Origin of the sequence: Frankia sp. CgMI4 (assembly GCF_001756285.1) — a bacterium.
Classification (GTDB): Bacteria; Actinomycetota; Actinomycetes; order Frankiales; family Frankiaceae; genus Frankia; species Frankia casuarinae.
The window spans coordinates 40,165-58,494 of the sequence record NZ_MAQZ01000047.1 but is presented as its reverse complement, the minus strand read 5'-3'; the positions used below and the strand labels follow the sequence as shown (position 1 = coordinate 58,494).

At 71.6% G+C, this 18,330-nt stretch carries 12 protein-coding genes; 6 read left to right on the top strand and 6 right to left on the bottom strand.

Annotated features, from left to right (window positions below; genetic code table 11):
- Positions 1–138: 138 nt before the first annotated feature.
- The 4 genes from ppgK (at position 139) to Manayef4_RS05380 (ending at position 4,681) form a co-directional block, all read left to right on the top strand.
- Positions 139–975 carry a polyphosphate--glucose phosphotransferase gene (gene ppgK, locus Manayef4_RS05395; protein WP_011437870.1) on the top strand — a complete coding sequence of 279 codons (837 nt, stop codon included), beginning with the start codon at positions 139–141 and terminating at the stop codon, positions 973–975.
- Between the two features lie 264 nt (positions 976–1,239).
- Positions 1,240–3,030: a septation protein SepH gene (sepH, locus tag Manayef4_RS05390; RefSeq protein ID WP_070130848.1), complete on the top strand. Its 1,791-nt coding sequence runs from the start codon at positions 1,240–1,242 to the stop codon at positions 3,028–3,030.
- 158 nt (positions 3,031–3,188) lie between these two features.
- Positions 3,189–3,389 (top strand): hypothetical protein, encoded by a 201-nt coding sequence (locus Manayef4_RS05385; RefSeq protein ID WP_011437872.1) that lies wholly within the window; start codon positions 3,189–3,191, stop codon positions 3,387–3,389.
- 233 nt (positions 3,390–3,622) lie between these two features.
- A complete protein-coding gene (locus tag Manayef4_RS05380; RefSeq protein ID WP_254665474.1) occupies positions 3,623–4,681 on the top strand; it encodes a YihY/virulence factor BrkB family protein in 1,059 nt (352 codons plus the stop codon).
- On the opposite strand, the gene Manayef4_RS05375 is transcribed toward Manayef4_RS05380, so the two are convergent.
- Positions 4,675–6,135, bottom strand: a complete 1,461-nt coding sequence (locus Manayef4_RS05375; protein ID WP_011437874.1) for an LCP family protein — start codon at positions 6,133–6,135, stop codon at positions 4,675–4,677. The genes Manayef4_RS05380 and Manayef4_RS05375 overlap by 7 nt on opposite strands.
- A gap of 1,126 nt (positions 6,136–7,261) precedes the next feature.
- On the opposite strand from Manayef4_RS05375, the gene Manayef4_RS05370 reads away from it, so the two are divergent.
- The gene (locus Manayef4_RS05370) at positions 7,262–8,668 is read left to right on the top strand and encodes an aminopeptidase P family protein (RefSeq protein WP_070130883.1); all 1,407 of its coding nucleotides are present in this window, start codon (positions 7,262–7,264) and stop codon (positions 8,666–8,668) included.
- A gap of 221 nt (positions 8,669–8,889) precedes the next feature.
- Here the strand turns inward: Manayef4_RS05370 and Manayef4_RS05365 are convergent, their stop codons facing one another.
- Entirely contained in the window at positions 8,890–9,231 is a 342-nt protein-coding gene (locus Manayef4_RS05365; RefSeq protein ID WP_011437876.1) for an Lsr2 family protein, read from the bottom strand.
- A gap of 664 nt (positions 9,232–9,895) precedes the next feature.
- Here Manayef4_RS05365 and Manayef4_RS25695 point away from each other — a divergent pair.
- Positions 9,896–10,222, top strand: a complete 327-nt coding sequence (locus Manayef4_RS25695; RefSeq protein WP_049760977.1) for a hypothetical protein — start codon at positions 9,896–9,898, stop codon at positions 10,220–10,222.
- 460 nt (positions 10,223–10,682) lie between these two features.
- Here the strand turns inward: Manayef4_RS25695 and Manayef4_RS05355 are convergent, their stop codons facing one another.
- The 4 genes from Manayef4_RS05355 to Manayef4_RS05345 all read right to left on the bottom strand — a co-directional run bounded on the left by Manayef4_RS05355 (position 10,683) and on the right by Manayef4_RS05345 (position 18,326).
- Complete coding sequence (locus Manayef4_RS05355) at positions 10,683–11,507, bottom strand: ABC transporter ATP-binding protein (protein WP_011437878.1); 825 nt, start codon at positions 11,505–11,507, stop codon at positions 10,683–10,685.
- Between the two features lie 203 nt (positions 11,508–11,710).
- Entirely contained in the window at positions 11,711–13,105 is a 1,395-nt protein-coding gene (locus Manayef4_RS25690) for an ATP-binding SpoIIE family protein phosphatase (protein ID WP_349257425.1), read from the bottom strand.
- The gene (locus Manayef4_RS25685; protein WP_254665472.1) at positions 13,000–15,117 is read right to left on the bottom strand and encodes a PAS domain-containing protein; all 2,118 of its coding nucleotides are present in this window, start codon (positions 15,115–15,117) and stop codon (positions 13,000–13,002) included. Before Manayef4_RS25685 ends, Manayef4_RS25690 begins: the two co-directional genes overlap by 106 nt.
- A 590-nt stretch (positions 15,118–15,707) precedes the next feature.
- Entirely contained in the window at positions 15,708–18,326 is a 2,619-nt protein-coding gene (locus tag Manayef4_RS05345; RefSeq protein WP_070130845.1) for a bifunctional GNAT family N-acetyltransferase/acetate--CoA ligase family protein, read from the bottom strand.
- Positions 18,327–18,330: the final 4 nt, after the last annotated feature.

The following is an 18,330-nucleotide window of genomic DNA, read 5'->3' as shown; positions in this document are numbered from 1 at the left end:
CGCCTGCGAGACTACAACTCGTGCGGTCGACGGACGTCCGCGGTCACTGGGCGGCGGTTCGGCCCACGGCACCGCGGCAGGGTCGGCGGGGTCGGCGGGGTCGGCAAGGTCAGAACATCGGTAGGGGAGGGCTCGGCGATGCAGGTCTTCGGGGTTGACGTCGGCGGAAGCGGAATCAAGGGCGCTCCGGTCAACGTCGAGGACGGGTCGCTGGCCGCGCCCAGGTTCCGGCTGGCGACTCCGCAGCCGGCCGAGCCCACCGCGGTGGCCGCGACCGTGGCGGAGGTGGTTGGCCGCTTCGGCTGGTCGGGACCGGTGGGAGCCACCCTGCCCGCAGTGGTCAAGAACGGGGTGGCGCTCACGGCGGCGAACATCGCCCCGTCCTGGATCGGCACCGACGTGGTGTCCCTGTTCGCCGAGGCGCTGGGCGGGTCGGCCGCCGCCACGGGCCCGGTGGACATCACCGTGATGAACGACGCGGACGCGGCGGGCATCGCCGAGATGACCTTCGGCGCCGGACGCGACACCACCGGCCTGGTCGTCGTGACGACGTTCGGAACCGGGATCGGTACCGCGCTGTTCCTCCACGGCCAGCTCGTGCCCAACACCGAACTCGGCCACTTGGAGATCTCCGGGCACGACGCGGAGACCAGGGCGTCCGATGCGGCCCGGGAACGCGAGGGCCTCTCCTGGGAGAAGTGGGCCAAACGGGTGACCAGGTACCTCAACACCATCGAGGCGCTGCTCTGGCCCGACCTCATCATCATCGGTGGTGGGGTGAGCAAGAGAGCGGACAAATACCTCGACCAGCTCGAGGTGCGTACCCGAGTGATCCCCGCGCAACTCCAGAACGAGGCAGGCATCGTCGGCGCCGCCATCTCCGGCCTGGTCGACCAGAACCGGCCCCGACCGGCTGCCCGGCCCGCCCGCCGCCGAGGTCCCGCGACCCGCCCCCCGGGCGGCAGGCGACCATAATCCACCGGTCGCGAGTCCACTCGTCCCGGATCCGGACGTTCCGGGACTGCCCGAACAGGCCCAACACGGTCAGACTGTGCGTGTCGCCCGCCGCCACGCCCGCGACCGACGCCATCGATGGCAGGCTGTCAGCTACCGGGACGCACAGGCCGAAGGCGGGTTGACGCATCATGCTGACATCCGCTCCCATGCGCGTCCGGCGCAACGGTCCGCCCGCCGCGGCACGGCGACAAGCGGTACGGCTTCGACGGAGGAGGAGGCGCCATGCGCGAGCTGCGGGCGGTCGCACTCAGCGAGGACGGCGGCTACCTCGTGCTCACCGACGCGAACGGCAGGACGGACGGCGAGCAGTTCCGGGTGCCCGTGGACGACCGGCTGCGCGCGGCCCTGCGCGGTGTGCGTCGCAGCGAGGTGCGTACCGAGAGCGCGCTCACCCCACGGGAGATCCAGGCCAGGCTGCGCGCCGGGGAGACCGCGGCGGAGGTGGCCAGGGCCGCCGGGATCCCGGTGGAACGGGTGGAGCGCTATGAGGGTCCCGTCCTCGCCGAACGTGCCAGGGTCGTGCAGGAGGCGCGGGCCGCGCTGCTCCCCAAGGATCCGGGGGGCGTGCCGGGACGGCCGTTGGGCGAGGTCGTCGACGCGCGGCTGATGGGAGCCCAGGACAATCCGGCCGCGGCGCAGTGGGACGCGTGGCGCCGCGTCGACGGCATCTGGCTCGTCCAGCTCACCTCGGAAAGCCGCTGCGCCCGCTGGACGTGGGATCCGGTGGTGCGCCGGGTGCGCCCACATGACGACGCGGCCCGCACTCTTGTGGCGCCGGAGACGGCAGAGCAGCCGGCGCCGGTGCCCGCACCGTCATCCGTACCATCATCGTCGGCGGYGCTGCGGGCGGCGGGGCCAGCGCTCACCCTTGTGCACGACCAGGGCATCCCCGCCACCCCGGCCACCCCGGTCCAGCCGATGGTCGCTGCGATGGCGGAATCGGGCCTGCCGCCGGGAACACCGGCCCCGCAGCACGGCCTCCCCGAGCGACAGTACCCTCCGCCCGCGGCCCTGCCCTCCCACCCGGCCGCGTCGTATCCCGGGGATAACGCATATCCCGGGGATAACGCGTATCCCGGGGACACCGCGGGCGGTGGGATCGCGCCCGGGGCACCCGGGTYGCCCGGGTCGCCCGGGTCGCCCACCCGTCCGGAGACGATCCAGGCGGCCGAACCGCAACCCGTGGTCGCGGACACCCGATCCGCGGACACCCGAGCCGTGACCCCCTGGTCCGTACCTGCCCGGTCCGCAGACCCAGCGGCCCCGGGAGACCCGCGCGCGGTGGAGCGGAAGGCCGCCCGGGCCGAGGAAGCCGAGTCCCTGGATCGTCCCGTCCGGCCCGAACCGATCCGCGGCGAGGTCGCTCGCCGGACGGCCGCGACGGGGCGAGGCGTTCCCGGCAGCCGCCCCAGGGTGGGGTCCGCGTCCGGGACCGGACGATCAGGAGTGCATTCCCGACCGGCCGTCGCGCCGGCCGGTCCGCAGCCCGTGACATCCGCCACGTCTCCCACCGGGGCAGCCGCCAAGCTGCCGGTCCCGGGCTCGGCGCAGGTGCCTCCCGTCGCCGGCGGGGAGCGGGGCGGGACAGCCGCCGCGGCCCCGGCCGGACCGGAGCCGTCGGCCCCAGACGTCGGTACGGCAGCGCGATCCGCTCCCGCCGAACCGGCCGCGCTAGCGGGCACCGATGCCGCCGCAGCCGCCGCGGCCGCCGTGACCTCGGCACCAGCCGCCCGAGCCGCCGGATCCGGCACAGATTCCACGCCCGGGGCGCGCCGCACGGCAGCCCGGCGGGAAGCCCGGCGGGAAGCCCCCGCCAAGGCTCCCTCCGCGCAGACGGAGGATGCGCCGGACGGGACCGACGAGATGACCGTAGACACATCGAGCGCCTCCGCTGCGTCACGGGCACGCCCGAGTAACACCGCCCGTGGGAACGAACGTCCGGCAGGCGGTCGACGCGGACGCAAGTCAGTGCCAGCATGGGACGACATCGTCTTCGGTGCCCGACGTCCCTGATCAGACGACCGGGCGTCCGAGACGGGTACCCGTTCGTGGTATGGAGGACCACGGACACCACGCCGCTCTGGATGCAACGACGCCACGAGAGCCGGCTGTGAGTAAACCGTCACATGGTCAGTTGGAACGTCTGACCGCCTAACACAGTTGGAGTAGATGTGACAGGGACTATCACGAAGCCGACKCTGACCAATCTTGATCGTTGCGACCGGTGCGGTGCCCAGGCCTACGTGCGGGTCGTGCTGCCCGGGGGCGGCGATCTCCTGTTCTGCCGGCACCACGCGAAGTCGCACGACTCGAAGCTGCGTGAGATGGCTGTTGAGTATCACGACGAGACCGACAAACTCAGCGTGTCCTGAACTCGGCCGCCCAGGCACCCTGAAGGGGCACATCACGATCTAGCGATGTGTCCCTTTTGGCGTATCCAGGATCCCTGACCACTTCCCTCGCCGCTGGCCGGCGGCCCATCCGTTACTCCGGGCGGCCTCCGCCGCGATCATCCACTCCGTTCCCGGGTGCCCTTCGGCACCCGGGAACGCCAGGCCATACGGTGGGGGCCGTGTCCGCCGCGGGAAACAAAACACCGGCTCCCGTGGCATCGTCCCCGGTGAGCGGCCGCTGGATGGTGTTGCTGCGCAGGGTGGTCGTCGAGGTGAATCCCGGGCTGCTAACGCGGGCCAGAGACCGTCACGCCGCGACCTGGACCGCCATCCGGCGCAGCACGCTGTTCCACCGGCTGGATCGCCAGCGCCGCCGGCTGCCCCGAGGACCCCTGCGACTGGCCCATCGGACCATCACCAATGCCTGGCGGCACCGGGTCCTGGGGCTTGYGGCCGAGGCGGGATTCTGGCAGCTGCTGTCCCTGCCCCCACTCCTGCTGTCGTTGTTGGGAACGCTCGGCTACGTCGGTGACGCCATCGGAGCCGACGCCCTCGACAGCGCCCGGCAGAGCATCCTTCACGGCGCCGGYGGCCTGCTGACCGAATCGGTGGTCGACGACGCGGTGCGCCCGACCATCGACCAGATCCTCTCCCGTGGCCGACCGGATGTGATCTCCATCGGTTTCGTGCTGTCCCTGTGGACCGGGTCGACCGCGATGGCGACCTTCGTCAACACCATCACCATCGCCTACGGCCAGCGCGAGCTGCGCTCGGCGGTACGCAGCCGGCTCCTGGCGCTGTGGCTGTTTCTCGCCCAAGTGGCCAGCGGGGTCATCCTCCTGCCGGCGCTGGTCCTGGGGCCCGAACTGATCTCGCGGATCTTCGACGCCAGTCGCCATCCCCTCGTCAGTACCCTGATCACACTGCTTTACTGGCCGGTCGTGGGACTCGTGGCCCTGGCGATGCTGACCTCGCTGTACCACCTCTCGCTGCCGGTACGCCGACCCTGGTGGCGGGCGCTGCCCGGAGCGATCCTCGCGCTCGTCTGCTGGCTCGTGGGCAGCGGCGTGCTGCGGTACTACCTGGAGATCGTGTTCAGTCACGAACTGGTCTACGGCTCGCTCGGATCACCGGTGGCGGCGCTGCTGTTCTTCTACATCACCGCGCTGGCCGTGTTGTTGGGCGCGGAGCTCAACGCGGCGCTGGACGAGCAGCCACCGCGCCGCCGGGGCAGCCACTCGGCGCTGAACGCCTTGAGGCCGCCTCAATAGGTGCAGGACACCCCGCCCGCGTCACCCGGGACGGACCTTCCCGCCGCGCTGGTCGGGGACCAGACCACCGGTACCGCGGCGGACACCGGTACCGCGGCGAAGGAGCCACCCCCCGCGCCGGCCGGGAGTGCGCCGGTGGAGCTCCCGTCGGCGACACGACCGCCGAAGGGCTTGAGGAAGGTGCCCAGCTGGGCTGGATCAGGAACTAGGACGCTCTGCCCCCCGCGGGTGCCAGCTGCCGCCGGCACCGTCGTGAACGCGACGCCGCCCGATCCGATCGACTGCATCCGCACCGCGAGAAACCGGAGGTCGGCGAGGGAGGTGGCCTCGTCGAGCGTCAGCGCCGAGGTGGCGGAGTCGACCACCCCGAGCAGCTTCGCCGGGTTGAGCAGGGTGTCCGTCGACGCGATCCGCTGGAAGACGGCACCGAGGAACTGCTGCTGGCGGCGGATGCGGTCGATGTCGCTCTCGGGTAGGCCATACCGCTGCCGGACGAAGGAGAGGGCCTGCGCCCCGTTCAGCGTGTTCTCGCCGACCTGACCGGAAAACCCGGAGTAATGGTCGTGCAGGTTGTCGAAACCCCGTGCCTTCAGCTCGGGGGGAAGCTCCTTGATGCAGACGGTGACCCCGCCGAGGGCGTCCGTCATCCCCTGGAAGCCGATGAAGTCGATCTGAACGTAGTGGTCGACCCGGATCCCGGTGAGGTTCTCGATCGTGGCCACGAGCAGGGACGGCCCGCCGTAGGAGAAGGCGGCGTTCAGCTTGGACCGCTGCGCCGCGTGCTGCGTGCCCGCCGCGTCGGTGTACGCGGGAATCCGCACCCACAGATCCCGGGGGAAGGAGATGAGAGTCGTCGAACCGTCGCCGTCGAGGTGGGCGAGGATGGTCGTGTCCGACCGCTGCCCCTCGACCTGGCCGAACTCGCCGTTGGTCCCCGTCCGAGTGTCCGACCCCACGAGCAGGATGTTCTGCGTTCCGCCCGATGCGGACGCCGGCCGGTCCGCGCTGGCGGAGAAGGCCAGCGGGATGTGATGCACCCTACCGTCGTAGTGCTTCAGCACGGCCCAGCCACCGGTCGCCAGGATCAGGACGAGGGTCGCCAACACCGCGGCCATGGCGGTGAGACCGCGCCGTAAGCCGCCCTGCCCGGGTGCCACGGGACCCTCCGGGGCCGGCCGGTCATACCGGGGCTCGGCCGCCGGGTGATCGATGGGGTACCGGCCGTAGGGATCGGGGTAGGCGCCGGGGGGTACGCGCGGCTCGTCATCATCGTGACCCCGCGGAGCGGGCCGGTGCTCCCGGCGCGGCCACTGCCCGACGGGCCAGTCCTCCTCAGGGGCCCGGCGTGGGTCCCGCGGGTCACGGACGGACCGGCCAGGCCGCTCGCCGTCCCGGCGTCCCGCCGTCGGCCCGTACCGTTCCGGACGATCCGGACGATCCGGAGGCCAGGTCATGGCCGCGTCCTCCTCCCTCATCCACCGGGATGAGATCATCCGCGCCAGTGGCGCCGCCCGGGGTCGGCACCGTCCACCACCGGCGCGAACCCGCCGGACCACCTTGGCACGACGTGGGCGCGGACGGACCGGAACCCTCCCGGACAGTCTTTTCGATGGTGACGGGTGACGGGCGTCATGGCATTCCCGAGGGGTTGTCGGATGTACGACCTCGCAGGCCCCCGGCAGGCCCGCGGACCGTGCGGACTCCGACGGTGCCGCCCGGACCGTCCCGGCCGAGCCGAGCGGCGGCGGACCCCGGCTGACGCCGAGCATCGAGACCGGTCGCGGGCCCGATCCCGATCCTGCGATCCCGACGACAGCCACCGGTATCGGGATGCGCAACAATGATGCCGGTACCCGATGGTGTTCGCGACACGCAGTGCAGTACCCGAATCGAGTGCAGTACCCGAATCGTGCACAGCACCCGAATCGAGCACAGCACCCGAATCGCACGATGCCGGTGGCTATCGGACCGGCATTACGGCACACCGAGGACGTCCGCCCCCGGACCGACTCGATCCGTGCAACGTGGACCCGCCTTCCCCGCCGACCGGCAGATGAGTTAACAGTCCACGACGGAAGGTCACAACCGATCGGATCCCCCAGATCTCCCACAACCGATTGCGTGCCCTCGTTAACTCACCCGAGGTGGGAGGAACAGTCTTCATGGAAGGGTCCGAAGGCGGCGAAGTGGGTAGCGGCGTTCGGGCCCAGGTCGCGACGCGACCGCCCACATCGGCCCGGCATCACCGCGGCGGCGCGATGCACCAAATGCCCGGCGGACCAACGACGAGAAGTCCGGCCAACGCGCCGGGCATGGCGGTGCGCCTCGCGCTACCCGCCGTCCGCAACGGGGCCTACCGTTAACGGTATGAGTGCCCAGTCCCACCAAAGCTCACCTCCACCGACCGGCACGGGGGTGCCCGAGAGCGCGCCGGCCGGGCGTGATCCGAACCTCATCACGACCGACGAGCCGGGCGTTGTCCCCACCGGGGCCAGTGAACCTCCGGCATCGGATGATTCCGTGYGCGAACCCGGACAGGCCAACCACGACGAGGAACCACACGCGGCGTTCCGGCGATTTATGTCGACCGGGTGGGCGCCGATTGACGACGCTGTGCCATCCCGCGATGACTGCGCACCCTACACCACGAAACGTCGCGCCTTGTTGGGTTCGCGGTTCCCGGCGGACGCGCTTGTGGTGCCGAGCGGCGGTCTGCGGGTACGGGCAAACGACACAGATTTTCCGTTCCGTCCCGGAAGTGACTTCTTCTGGCTGACCGGCTGCCATGAACCCGATGCCGTGTTGGTTCTGCTACCCAACGCGGCCGGTGAGCATGATGCGGTGCTCTATGTCGCCGGGCGGTCCGACCGGTCGAGCTCCGCCTTCTACACCGACCGGCGATACGGGGAACTGTGGGTCGGTCCCAGACCGGGGGTTCGGGAGACCACGGCACAGCTGGAGATCGAATGCCGGCCGCTCACGGAGCTCGCGGACGCGCTCGCGCGGTTGGCACCGGGAAACACCCGGGTACTACGCGGAGTCGATCCGGTCGTGGACGGTTCGGTGCTGCGCTGRTCCGGCCGGGGTGGACCAGGAACCGACCGCGATCTGGCCCTCGCACAGGCCCTTTCCGAGCTGCGGCTGCTCAAGGACGACTTCGAGATCGCCCGATTGGACGAGGCGATCGCCGCGACCGTGCGTGGCTTCACCGAGTGCGTGGGAGAAATCGGTCGGGCGATGGACCTGCCCAACGGAGAACGATGGTTGGAGGGGACGTTCTGGCGGCGGGCCCGGGTGGACGGCAACGACGTGGGATACGGTTCCATCGTCGCCTGTGGCCACCACGCCACGACGCTGCACTGGGTCCGCGACGACGGGCCGGTACGCGCCGGTGATCTCGCCCTGCTCGACATGGGGGTCGAGGGACGGTCCCTCTACACGGCCGACGTCACCCGCACGCTTCCGATCAACGGACGGTTCACCGAGGTGCAACGCCAGGTCTATGACGTGGTTCTTCGCGCCCAGCAGGCCGGGATCGACGCGGTCCGGCCGGGAGCGTCCTTCCTGGAGCCGCACCGGGCCGCCATGCGGGTCATCGCCACGGCGCTCGACGACTGGGGGCTCCTGCCGGTCAGTGCGCAGGAGTCGCTGACCGAGGACCCACGCTCCCCGGGAGCGGGCGTCCATCGCCGCTATACCCTGCACTCCACGTCGCACATGCTCGGATTGGACGTGCACGACTGCGCGCAGGCGCGCGACCAGACCTATCGCGACGCGGCGCTGGAACCGGGCATGGTATTGACGGTCGAACCGGGCCTGTACTTCCAGCCGGACGACCTGATGGTTCCGCCGGAACTGCGAGGCATCGGCGTCCGGATAGAAGACGACATCCTGGTCACCAGGGATGGAAGGCGGAACATGTCCGCCGCACTTCCGCGAACCGCGGAAGACGTCGAAAACTGGATGGCCCGGCAGCTGCCGAACTGACGGAACGAACAGATCTGGCGACGGACTGCGTCAGCGGCAACGCCAATAGTTCCTGCCACACCGGCCCGGTCGGTGTGGCAGGAACCTGACCATGCAAAACCTGATCACACGATCTTCGGTCCGCCGGATCGCGCGGCCCGTCGTCCAATACCACGGGCACTACCGCTACAAGGGGTTCCACTGCTCCGGTCCCTACCCCGGAAAAGCAGTCAAGACCAGGATCAGTGGGCCTTGTCGTACGCCTCGACGATGTTGGAAGCGATACGCCCCCGGTCACTCACCGTGTAACCGTTGCTGCGCGCCCACTCACGAATGTCGGCGGTACGGTCGGTTCCGCCGGTACGGCGCGAAGCGGCACGCACACCACGCCGGCCACCCGCCGCCCGACCGCCGGAACGGCGAGCCGCGGTGACGAACGGAGCCAACGACTCACGCAACTTCGTGGCGTTCTTCTCCGACAGGTCGATCTCATACTGCGCACCGTCGAGTCCGAACCGGACGGTCTCGTCGGCCTCTTCTCCACTGAGATCGTCAATCAACGAGACGATGGTCTTCTGGGCCATGCCACTCTCCTTCAGGTCAGCGGACCGCAGAACTCACGCGTCTATTATTACCACGAGAACGCGGGGAACTGTCACGCCTGGTTCGTCGGGCTCGCAGGCTTGGGTCGCCGAAGACGAAGTCAGCGCTCAACGCACGCCGCCCTGGCAGTCGGAGTGCGGAACCCAAAGACAGGGAGCAAGCTCCACATGATAGAGGGATGATCATGTTCTGCGAATCACACCTTCCCAGTCGAAAGGCCGACCGCAAGCGGACAGTTGGGCAGGCGTGGACCGAGCGGCGTCCATGTCCTCCGACCTTGGGACACCGATCGTGTTCGTCTACCGACTCCCGTGGACGATTGCCCGGCAAACGGCGGGCAACAGCCGCCGGCGCCTTTGGGGTGGTGGTGCCGCGAGCGGAACCGACCGGTACGAATGCCAAAGGGGATCGCCGCGCCGGATGAGTACCCCTGATTCCGGCGCCGCCGGTATGAGCCGACCCACGGACGAGTACCCGCGCACGTGGGTGKTAGACGGTGCCAACGTGATTGGCTCCCGGCCCGACGGGTGGTGGCGGGACCGCCCAGGAGCGGCCGGACGGCTGGTCGACGCTATTTCGGCGCGGATCACCCGTCCCGGCACGCACCCGCGGCCATCATCGAGGCCGGAATGGCCTGAGCGGATCGTGGTCGTTCTCGAGGGTGCGGCACGGGCCGGAGTTCCCGAGGGAACCGTACGGCCCGGAAAGATCACACCCGAAAAGGTCCGGCCCGCGGACGTCGCGCCAGAGAAGGGCCGCCACGTTCCAGCGAGGGCGGACCGCGCGGCACCGACCATCGTCGTCGTGCACGCCCCCGGGCACGGCGACGACGCCATCGTGGCGGCGGCGCGCGACGCGGTCGCGCCCGTGGTCGTCATCACCTCGGATCGGCAACTTGCCGGCCGGCTGAGGTCGCTCGGCGCGGGTGTGCGACGGTCGGGATGGTTGTGGGAGCTGCTCGACGAACGATGAACGACGGCCAACCAGCGACGGGTCCGGGGGCAACCGGCGGTCAGCGTCCGTCCGGGTCGCCGGCCGGCCCACGAACGGACGAGCCTCGGAGAGGGAGCACGACGGCCGCCGCGAAAAAATACACCGGCGATACCGGAAAAGGCGCGCTACGACGGGCTGAGGCCGCTTGACGGGGATGGACGGCCCACCGGACCATACGCGAAACGCCGGGACCGAGCGGTGACTCGGGACCGGATCACGTCGGGACGGTCACCGCACCCCGCCGATCGTGGTCATCCGACCATCGACCGACCCCGTCCGACCATCGACCGACCCCGGTCACGGCCGATCGGCCCCTGAACGGACAAACACCCCGCGGCACAGACTCAGCCCCGCGGCACAGACTCAGCCCCGCGGCACAGACTCAGCCCCGCGGCACAGACTCAGCCCCGCGGCACAGACTCAGCCCCGCGGCACAGACTCAGACCGAGGCGGATACCGGATGCCGGGGAGGCGGTCCAGCGGCAAGCCGGGCGGTGTAGCGACCGGCCGCCACGCCGACCTCCAACGGAATCCCGAAGCAGGAGGACAGCGCCTGCGCGGTGAGGACCTGCGCGACCGGACCGGCCGCAAGCGCCTGGCCGCCGCGCACCAGCAACGCGTGGGTCACCCCGACCGGGATCTCCTCCACGTGGTGGCTGACGAGGACGAGGACAGGAGCGATGGGGTCGGCCGCGAAGCGGGTGAGCCGCCGCATCAACGCCTCCCGCGCACCCAGATCGAGCCCGGAGGCGGGCTCGTCGAGCAGGAGGAGTTCCGGGTCGGTCATGAGGGCCCGGGCAATGAGCACGCGCTTGCGCTCTCCCTCGGAGAGGGTTCCGAACCGACGGTCGACCAGTCCACGGCACCCGAACTGGGTCAGCAGGCCGGCCGCGCGGGTGAGATCGACCTCGTCGTACTCCTCGTCGGCGCGGCCCAGCACGGACCAGCCGGCGGTCACCACCGCGTCGAGTACCCGCTCGTCGGCGGGTGGCGTCTCCACCAGCGCCGGGCTGACGACACCCACCCGGTATCGTAGATCGAGAAGGTTGACCTTGCCGAGACGGGCGCCGAGCAGGTCGACCGTGCCCCTGGTGGGAAACAGCCGGCCCGAGGCCACCTGCAGCAGGGTCGTCTTCCCGGCGCCGTTGGGACCGAGGACCACCCAGCGCTGGCCAGGGAACACCGCCCACGACACGTTCCTGAGCAGGTATGACCCATCTCGCACGACATTGACATTGTCGAGGCGCAGCACCGCGTCCGGCATGCAGCTCACGTTACGCGACACCAGACTTCCTGATGCCGCCGGGACGGCCGGTCCACCCGTATCAGGCCGTCTCGTGCCGTAGCCGGCAGGTCAGCCCGTCACCCGGGCAGCCCCGCCCCGGCCGTCCGGACGGATTCACCCGCCGGACTGAGGTAAATCGGACAGATATAACAGACCACGCAATTGACCCTCTGGCCATGGCGTCAGTCCGGTTCGGGCGGGGTCGTCCCGGTCAGGTCGATCTCGGCCCACACGGCCTTCCCGTCGGGGACCGGACGGACGCCATGCCGAACGGCGAGCTGGGAGACCAGGCCGAGCCCGCGGCCGGCCTCATCCTCGGCCGCGGCGTGGCGCCGCCGCAGCACCCGGCCGCCACCGTCGGCGACCTCGACGACGGCCCGGTCGCCCAGCAGCCGCAGCCGCACCGACAGTGGTGGGCGACCGTGCCGCACCGCGTTGCTCGCCAGCTCCGACAGCACCAGAACGATGGTGTCGACGACTTCCGAGGCCAGCGGCGCGTTCTCCAGCGCGAGCCTGGCCTGAGCCCGCACGGCGCGCAGGCTCGCCGCACCGTCGAAGGTGACGTCCAGGAGGGCCGCCGCGGCCGTCGGTTCAACGGGCAACCGGGCGAACAGAAGCGCGACGTCATCGGCCGCCACCTCGTCGGCCGCCCCGTCGGCCGCCCCGGAACCCACTGGGCCGGGGGCGACGGCGGGACCGAGACCGGCACACGCCGTGGTGACCAGGTCGTCCAGATTCGCGGTGAACCTGTCGCTGGCGCGGGCGAGCGCGGCCGCGAGCTGCGAGACCCCGGCGTCGAGGTCGCGCGCACGTCCCCGGACGAGCCCGTCGGTGAACAGGGCGATCAGATATCCCCGTCCCAGTCGCACCGTGTACTCGGTCACGTCCGACCGGGCCACCCCGAGTGGAGATCCCACCGCCATGTAGAGCCTGGAGACCAACCCGTCCGGCGCGACGACCAGGGGCGGCGGGTGCCCGGCACTCGCCAGCGTCAGCACCCCACTGTCGATCTCAACGACCGCGTAGATGCAGGTGGCGATCTCCTCCCCGGGCAGGTCCGCGACGATGCCGTCCAGCAGCGTCAGCACCTCGGCCGGGGGAAGATCGAGACGGGCGCAGGTGCGGGCCGCCGCGCGCAGCTGCCCCATCACCGCGGTCGCCCGGATCCCTCGGCCCATCACGTTGCCGATCATCAGGGCGACTCGCCCGRCTCCCAGGTCAATCACGTCGAACCAGTCGCTACCGGCGTCGTCATCGACCCCGCCGGGCAGGTAACGGGTGGCCACCTCGAGCCCGGACGGGACGGCGGGTGGAGAACCGCGCAACGCCTCGCGCAGTGCCAGCGCATTGCTGCGCTCGGCGGCCCCCCGATCGATCCGGTCCAGGACGACCCCCACCCGGGCGGCGAGTTCGGTCAGCAAGAGCAGATCCGCTTCGGTGAACGGAGGTCGATCCGCAACGGCGGTCACACTCAGTACGGCGACGACGTGGCCGACCCGTACCACGGGTACGACAGCCATCGTGTGGGCCCCCACCTGGCGGATCCACCGCTCGGCGTCGGCCGGCGGATCCCCCACTCGCCCGCTGTCAGTGCGACGATCAGCCGTTCGCCCCGGCGGGCGGCCCGGGCGAACGGACTCGCCGGCGACGTCGCCGCGCCGGCCCCCGAGGCGAACGGAGGCACCGTGCCAAGCCCGTCACGGGCCAGGACGACGAGTGGACGCAGCTCGGGCACCGGCTCTGCCGCCCGGTCCCCCGCCGTCTCCTCGGCCCCGGCCTTATCCCCGGCCGCGTCCCCGGCCTTATCCCCGGCCGCGTCCCCGGCCCGGACGGACACCGCGGCAGCGCTCCAGGACGCCGGGACGGGAGCGGGTGTGCCAGTGACGAGCTGGACAACACACAGGTCGGCGACCTCCGAGACGATCAACTCGGCCAGGGAGCGCAGGGCGACGGGAGGCTCCACGGCCGCGGCCACGATCCCGGTAGCTCGCCCCAGCAGCTGAAGGCGTCGATCGGCGAGTGYCAGGGCGGCCTGCGCCTCGCGCGTCGCAGCCAGGGTCCGATGACCGCGCGCGGCGTCGGCGGCGAGCTGTTCGTAGCCGGTGGCCCGTTCCAGGGCCTGCGCGCAGGCGTCGGCGATCGCGATGAGGGACGCCTGATCAGCGGCGGTGAACTCCCGCGCCTGGCGGAACCCGAAGGTCACCACGCCGAAGGGGGCGCCGCCCCCGACGGCCAGCGGCAGCATCGCCCAGGCATGCTCACCCGCCGCGGCGGCGACGTCGGCGACCTCCGGCACCGGCCAGCGGGCGAGCAGCTCGTCGCGGTCGACGAGAAACAGCGCACGACCGCCCCGCATGACCTCCGCCACCGGATGTACCGCCCCCAGCGCCACCTCCGACCAGCGGGCGAGGCCGTCGGCGGGACCCGGCGGGGCGTGGAAGAGCAGCCGGTCGTGCGCCTCGTCCACGAGCGCGACGCCCCGGCCGGCGGCCCCGGCCATCCGCCCCCCGACGTCGAGGACGGTGGCGACGACGTCGTCCACGGTCAGGGTCCGGGCGAGCGCCACGGCCAACGTCGCGGTCTGTTCGGCCCGTTCCGTCGCGATCCGGGCCCGCTGGTCGGCCGTGGCCCGGTCGGCCTCGGCGGCGCGTACCTCGGTGAGGTCGCGGATCACCCCGAGCCACTCGCTGGGCCGGCTGTTCGGCCGGCCGGCCGCCGGCATGGGAACGATGCGGGCCTCGACCACCCGCATGGCGGTGCGGTCGCCTCCGCCACCGGAGATCCGGAACTCGGCCTCGAAGGTCTCACCGTGCTCGATCGCCCCGTGCCAGGCGCGCCCGACCCGCTCCCGGTCGTCGGGGTGGACCACGCCGAGCCAGCCGAACCCGGCCAGCTCCGCCGGATGCCGCCCGGTGAAGGCCCGCAGGCGGGGCAGATCGGCATCGAGTGCCCCGTCGCCTTCGGCGTGGAACACGTCCACCGCGGCGGCGTCCACGAGGCCGAGGTAACGTGCGTCGGCCCGCGCCCGCTCCCCCTCGACCGCCCGCGTCCCGCTGGCGTCGATCGCGACGAACGCCACGCCCACCAGCCCGACCTGAGGGTCGTTCACCGGATACCAGCTGGCGAGCCACGTCTGCGGCGGCCCGGAACCATCGGTGGCGACCATGACCTCCAAGTCCACCACCGGCTCGCCGGTGCGCAGTACCCGTGCCAGCAGAGCGTCGAGTTCCTGGCCGGTGTCGCCGAGGAGCTCGGAGACGGTACGGCCGAGGTGCTCGTGGACCGGCCGGCGGTCGAACCGGGCAAGTGTGTCGTTGACCCGCAGGAACCGCCCGGCCCGGTCGAGCAGGGCGAGACCGACCGGGGCCCACGCGAACAGCGCGTCCAGCATCACGAACGTGGCCGCGGGGTCGGTTCCCGGGGCGTGTCCGGGCAGGGGGAAAGCGGACCGGACACGCCCCGGCAGCCCCGCCGGATCGGACCGGCGCATCCCTGGCGCCTCCGGCGCGCGGCGCGGCTCGGTGCCGTCGATGACGTCCCGCGTGACCGGCTCGGCGGTCACGGCCGAAGCGGCCGGCCGGGCGACCATGGGCCAGCCCTCGGGTAGTCCGGGTAGCTCGGGGTCGGCTCCCCGGTCTTGACCGGGGCCGGTCTCCGGGCCGGGAGCGTGCTTCGGGCCGGGGACCTGGTTCGGRCCGGGATGCGCGCGTGGGGCGGGGTTGGTGTGTGGGGCGGGGTTGGTGTGTGGGCCAGCCGACGGTCCCCCTTGGGATCGGGTGACCGGATTCGGTCCCGGGGAGACATCCCCCTGGCCGGACGGAACAACGCCCGATGACGGGGAGGCGGATCCCGGGGGGCTCACGGAGAAGCGCGCACCCGCGGGCCCCGCGGCCACCGACCCCAGATCCACCGACCCCAGATCCACCGACCCCAGATCCACCGACCCCAGATCCACCGACCCCAGATCCACCGACCCCAGATCCACCGACCCGAGGTCCCCCGGCAGCGCCTCCGACAGCCCAACGTTCGCCGGCCGGTACATCGGCACGAGAGACGCCTGCCCAGGCATCCCCTCTACGGGGGTACCAGGCGTCCCGGCAACTCCCGCAGAATCAGGGGAGAGCATCGGGAATGCGCCGGAAGCGGGCCGGACAGGCGGCTGCGCGGAGTGCGGCGACGTCATGGGAGACGATTGTGGACGGCGTGCGCATGTTGTGCTGAACCACCCCGGATAGTCGCCCCGTCCGGAGTCGGGTGGTTCGGTGTCCAGAACCGCCGAGGTCCGACGTCCGCGCGGGGCGCCGACGGTCCAGCAACGATCTCCACGGACAGCACGGTCACCCGCCCGGTCGACACGATCACTGGATCCAACGTGAGATGAACCACCTCCGGCACGTCGTCGGCGAGCCGGGCGATCTTGAGGAGCAGGTCCTCCAGCGCGGMGATGTCGACCGGCGTCGAGCCGAGGTATCCCAGCAGCAGCGGCRCCGCCCGCACCGAGCGCACGAGGCGCGCCGCGTCAACGTCGGTGAGGGGAAGGATGTGATGTGCGCGGTCCTCCAGCAGCTCGGTCGCGGGGCCCGAGAGGCCGAACGAGACCAGGGGACCGTACCGGGGATGCTCCTCGGAACCGACAACCACCGACACGCCGACCGGGGCCATCCGCTGGACGACAATCGGCACCTCCGCCCCGAGCTGGGAGCGCAGCGACGCCCATGCCGCCCGCACGGCTGCCGCGTCGGGCAGGTCGAGACGCTGACCGCGCAGGTCCGGACGATGCCGGTAGGGCCGCGACCGCGCCTTGAGCGCCACCGGATAGCCGCGCTGGCCCGCCGCCTCGACGGCCCGGCGCGGGGACGTCACCAGGACGGCCGGCTCCACCGTGACGCCGTAGCAGTCCAGCAGGGCGGCAGCCCGATCCTCCGGAAGGCGACCGGTGAGTCCGGCGACGAGCGAACGCGCCTCGTCTGCTCGCACCGTCGTCGTCGGCACGGTGCCGATCGGGCGCGCCCACCACTGGGCGTAGCCCACCACCCGGCGCAGCGCGGCGACGGCAGCCTCCGGCGACGAATAGGCCGGGATGCCAGCGAGCTCGCCGGGCATCTCGACCCCCTGCACGGCGGCGAGAACCGGGATCTCGATGGTCGCGGCAGCCGCGACGGCGTCCACCGCGATCGGCCCGGCCGGGGAGGGCGGCAGCCGGACCAGCGTGGCGATCAGCGCATCCGCCCGGTCCGCGGCGGAGGTCAACGCCCGGGTGAGGTCCCCGGGGGAGCTGCCAACCGGGAGGAGCACCTCCTCGACTCTGAGCCCGGCCGCGTCGGCGGCGCGGGCCGTCAGCCGGACCAGGGCCCGGGAGTCGCCGACGACGGCGACCCGACCGCCCGCGGGCAGCGGCTGCGTGGTGAGCAGCAGCGCGACGTCGAACGCCTGGGAGACCTGGTCGACGCCGATCACCCCGGCCTGCCGCAGAAGCGCGTCGTCAAGGGTCGAACGGCCGGAGTACACGACGATCACTGGTTTACGCCGACCCACCCGCCGGGCCAGCCGGGCGAACTTGCGGGGGTTACCGAAGGTCTCCAGATGCATGATCACCGCGTCGGTCTCGGGGTCCTCCTCCCAGTACTGGAGCAGGTCGTTGCCGCTCACGTCGGCCCGGTCCCCGGCGGAGACGAAGACCGACAGACCGACCCCGCGCGCGGCCGCCGCCGCCAGGATGGCCCCGCCGAACGGACCCGACTGGGAGTAGCAGCCGATGCGGCCGGCCGGGGGCATCCGGGGYACCATCGAGGCGTTCAACCCCGCCGCCGGATTCTGGATGCCCATGCTCGCCGGRCCGACCACCCGCATGCCATCCGCCCGGGCCTCAGCCACCAGGGCCGCGTCTGCGGCGGCGTCGCGCTGGTCGGTGAGGACGACCAGCCCCCAGACTCCCGCCCGCCCGCAGGCGGCGACGACGTCGGGCACCTGCGCGGGCGGCACGCACACCACGGCCAGGTCGACCGGACGCGGCACGTCCTCGATGCCGGCGTAGGCCTGGATCGACGCCACCGCGCCGCCGGCCGCGGCCGCCGCCGGGTTCACCGGGTAGACGGGGCCGTCGAAACCGCCGGCGAGCAGGTGACGCAGGACCGCGTTGCCCACGGAYGCGGCAGACCGCCCCGCACCGATGACGGCGATCGCGCGCGGATGCAGCAGCCGACCGATCGAGGCGGCCTCGGCATGGTGCTCCCGGGCCCGCATCACCCCGACCGACTTCTGGGTGGGGGTGATCTCGAAGGACAGCCGGACCGCGCCCGAGTCCCAGGTCCTCGAGACCGTGTAACCGGCATCGAGGAAGACCCGGATCATCTGCTGGTTCTCCCCGAGCACGTCGGCGTCGAAGCGGCGGATCCCACGGTCCCAGGCCGCGGCGGCAAGATGCTCCAGCAGCACCGAACCCAGCCCTCGTCCCTGCTGGGCGTCCTCCACCAGGAAGGCGACCTCCGCCTCGGTCGGCCGTGCGGCGGTGCTCTCCCAGTGGGAGACCGCGACCAGGTCGTCGCCGATCATCGCGACGATGGCGCCGCGCAGCCGCTGGTCCACGGTCGTCATCCGGTGGATGTCGGCGTCGCTCAGGGCACGGCGCACGGCGAAGAACCGGAAGTAGATCGACTGGGTCGACAGCCGGGTCCAGAAGGTMCGCAACAGCGGGCCGTCCGTYGGCAGGATCGGGCGGATGTGGGCGGTGCCGCCGTCACTGAGGATGACGTCGGCCTCCCACTCGGCCGGATAGACGACCGGAGGCTCGGTGCTCACGCGG